Here is a 3,743-nt window from a genome sequence, read left to right on the forward strand (position 1 = left end):
TTACTAATTTGCATGGGTACGGCTGAACAATTACGAATGCTCAGTCAAATTCTTATTCCCATCAGTTCCCGCAAGTTTCGCCCACCTAAACACACTTAAAATTAAGCTTATAGCCAGAATTGGCGATCGCCCTCCATTACACTAGGACGAATACCTTGTAACCGCAAATATGCCATACGGTCAGATCCATACAGTGGCATAGGCAAGCGAGGCTCTTTTAACGCTCCATGATGCAGTAGTGTCAGTTTTAAAGTAGTTTCCACGATCTGTTCAATTGAGGCTTGGTGTCCTTCTTGATGAACTGTCAAACGTAGGGGACGCGCTAAACCAACTTTATCTGGAACTTTTGTTGTTACCAGAATTGCTTCACGAGACGATAAGCGAAGTGCTAAACCTTGTGATGGTGCCGTCACCACTTTCTGATTGATATTGTAAAGTCGGGGAACACCAGACTTTTTACACTCCACCAAGATGAATTTAGAACCAATTGCTTTAGCACGTTTTACTAAATAATTAACTTCTTTGCCAACAAAGGATCCATCACGATAAATTAAGACAGTTTTGTTTTCTAATTTAGCGGCTGGTAACAATCGCTCTAGCAGTCGAGGCGGTATTTCTTCACCTTCAATCAAATCATCTTCCAGCTGATAGCGAATAAACTCTCCTTGTTTGCTATAGAGACGTACACTCGCACAAGCATTCATCGTTCCGGATTGCTTTTTTTTGCAAACTCTAGAAATATCCAACCCAATGAAATAATCAGCAACCTCTAAAGGTTCAGCCAGAATGAAAGGTAAATTGCCCAGCTTTGCCAAAATTCCTGGAATTACCTGATGCAGGACATATTGGTAGTTGTTTTGATTACTTAGAGTATCGTCATAAATCATTTGGCTAGCAATCTGACGGCGGAGCAACTGCGAGTAAATTTGAAAATAAAAGCTTCCCTCATCTTTATAATCTGAAGCGCGATCGCTCTGGGGTAAGACTGTCAATACAATGTCAGTTGGAACTTCAACTAATTTATTTACAGCATTCTCAACGGCTGCTCTTGCCTCTGCCACACTCAAGTTACTGACTGACAAAGTTTCTGTATCAATTACATTACTTTTAAATCCGTAACTGTTCAAACGTTGTTCAAGCAGCTTCAAAAATGGGCTTACTTTTAAATCACAAAGTTTCAAAGCTGCAATTCGGATCGCTCTTGATGTATCCTGATACTCAGCATGACGGCGATAAACACCACCTTTAGACAACCCTTTAAGAACTTCACCTCTCTTACCAGTCACCCCTTTACCAAAAAGTAGAGTAGTTTCCTCTAGCGGAATTTGCGGCTTCCAGAATAACGTTGGTAATTGAATACTGTTGATGCTACGCTCCAGTTGAAATCCATAAGCTGTTAAAGCATTTGCTGCTGTTTGTTTATAGGAAGCCAAGAGATTGGTTCGGTCTTTATGGGAAATTTTAGTTGCCTTGAGTAGCTTTCCGTATTCCACCTCAAATTGGTCAGCAGTTTCAGAGGTAACGCAGGGGCGTAAAGCCGCCATAGCATAGTGAAACTGCTTTGGGTTTTTACCAAATTGTACAGCCACAACAGGTTGATTGTTCGGGGCTTCTCGCAGTGCTTGTTTACTGGTTGAACCAGTCGCTTTCTCAAGCAGTTCTTCTCTGTGTTCTTCCATAGTTCCGACAATAGCGATAATTGTGGCTTTACCACCCCGTTCAATCTCTTGAACTTTCAAACCGATTAGAAGTTGTTCAGGGTTTTGCCGATAGGGATGATTTTCGTAGAAATCAGCCAAGTTTTCCTGGAAGACAATACGGCTGCAAATTGTTAAACCAAGCGCGGGCTGTAACTCACCTTCCAATTCGATAGTCTCTGCCCAAAAATCCAGCTCTCTTCTGACTTCAACTCCGTTATCAGACAAAGCAACTGAGTAGTCAAATTTAGTTTTATTCAACACCTGAACAGCTAACTGGGAAAGAATCCAGGGGGTTAGCTGTGGCTGACGCACCCATTGAAACGACAAGAAGCAATCGCCAAAATCTTCCACTTCTTTTTGAATAGTTTCTAAAGCATCTCGCAACTTATCCTGGCTGGGTAGTTCTCTATTAGATGCCGCTAGAACCCAAAAATATGGCTTTTGCCAGATAACAACAGTCTCAGATAGTTTTCGACTAAAATGGTAACTCAAGCGGTTGCCATCCTTACGCTCTATTTCAGGAGTCAGTCGAAAACACATTAACTTGGGTTGTGAGGTTTGTAGCGGAAAAACTTCACTTAAAGATGTGTAACTTTGGGTAGATGCAATAGTATTAGTCATGCAGAAACCTCAAAAGTAGAAAATTTACAAATTGAGTTGAATTGGCAGTTACAGCAAATAAAGCCAGGATTGGCTGGAAAGATTTGGGCAAACTCAGATGGGTTTTCCTTGTAACGGCGTAACTCCTTCTGATGTTGTTGAGCTATCCGTACCAACTCCATTTGAATTGCCTTGAGCTGGGCATCTGTTGCAGTAATTGGATCAGACCACTTATTACTTTCCAAGTTGTAGAATGAAGCAACAGCTTTTTGTTGAGGGTAGAGATAGGTAGCTGCCAAAAGGTAAACAAATGCTTGTCGCCTGTCAAAATCAGATTTGCCTGTTTTGAAATCTAAAATGTGCAGCTTACCGTCTGAATCAACAAAGATGCAGTCAATAGCCGCAAACAAGTTGAAAGAATAGTTGCCATTCTCAATGAGAATTGGTTCTGGAATACCCTCATCTCCTCGGCTAAGTTTGACGATCTTTTTGCCAGCGAGAATAGGATTTTTATAATAGTTTTTTAGAATTTCAATAAGTCGCTGCTGAACTTCACCTGGCTCTTGGCTTAATTTCAACCTCTGGGCTACTCGATCCACAGCATCAGATTGTTGCAACAGCTGTCTATCCTCATGAAACTCGTAAACCGCCTTCTGTGCGAGCAACCCGATATGCTGAGGTGTCGTGTCTTGCTCTAAAATCGCTTTCACCACTGGTTCTTTCTTTCGCGCCCTCGCAAAACCTCGCTTCATGTCACAGTGCCAATGTTCTTGCCCGACAGCAGGAGCGAACTGTGACCAAATGTTAAAACTCACATAGTCTCGCCAAGGTGTTCTCATAAGTTTAAACGCCTGAAATAGATAGCTGCAAATCTGTTTTTGGCTGCTTCCAATCATGCTGAGCCGTCACTTTTTTCAGGACAGATTTGATAGTTTTTGGGGAAGCAGAAGACATCAAGATACTGGGATAAACTGCCATACCCCAGATGGGATGCTCTAGTACACGACAGTTGTTGTGAATTACTGGGAAGTCTAACAGAGCTTTCACCGTAGCTGTGTCATCGTGGGGGATTTCTCCTATGCGTGAAAGCAACGGATAGCCAGTGCGAGGATCAATCAAGTCTGTCAACAATCCGCGATCGCGCAGTTCAAATGCCACATCTAAGCCAAAGCGCATGAACTTTTCCCGCAGCCGCTCTTTTTCCCTCTCGACGTGAGATGTGCTTTCGACAAGTTCATATCGGGCTTGCTGCAAGAAAACTACAACCCACAAAACAGGCAAATTCCAATCTGGGATCACCCGCTCCAGGTTTTGAACCATGAACGGACTGGGCTGATGAATGGAAATCTGAACTCCCTGTCCCGTCTGAGTGACCAGATGGATGAGGCAGCCTTGCTGGCAAGTGTTCAGCGGCTCCAAATTATGTGGTTTATATTCAGCTTC

3 protein-coding genes are annotated in these 3,743 nt (G+C 42.7%); all 3 read right to left on the reverse strand.

Annotation, left to right across the window (positions count from 1 at the left end; genetic code table 11):
• Window positions 1-107: 107 nt before the first annotated feature.
• The 3 genes from H6F63_RS00120 to H6F63_RS00130 are packed head-to-tail and all read right to left on the reverse strand — an operon-like array spanning window position 108 to window position 3,719.
• Window positions 108-2,321, reverse strand: a complete 2,214-nt coding sequence (locus H6F63_RS00120; RefSeq protein WP_190633852.1) for a Piwi domain-containing protein — start codon at window positions 2,319-2,321, stop codon at window positions 108-110.
• The gene (locus H6F63_RS00125; protein ID WP_190633854.1) at window positions 2,318-3,139 is read right to left on the reverse strand and encodes a PD-(D/E)XK nuclease family protein; all 822 of its coding nucleotides are present in this window, start codon (window positions 3,137-3,139) and stop codon (window positions 2,318-2,320) included. Before H6F63_RS00125 ends, H6F63_RS00120 begins: the two co-directional genes overlap by 4 nt.
• A gap of 4 nt (window positions 3,140-3,143) precedes the next feature.
• Window positions 3,144-3,719, reverse strand: coding sequence for a methylmalonic aciduria and homocystinuria type D protein (locus H6F63_RS00130; protein ID WP_277876305.1), 576 nt, complete (start codon window positions 3,717-3,719; stop codon window positions 3,144-3,146).
• Window positions 3,720-3,743 lie beyond the last annotated feature (24 nt).

This window comes from Trichocoleus sp. FACHB-40 (genome assembly GCF_014695915.1).
GTDB lineage: Bacteria > Cyanobacteriota > Cyanobacteriia > Cyanobacteriales > FACHB-T130 > Funiculus > Funiculus sociatus.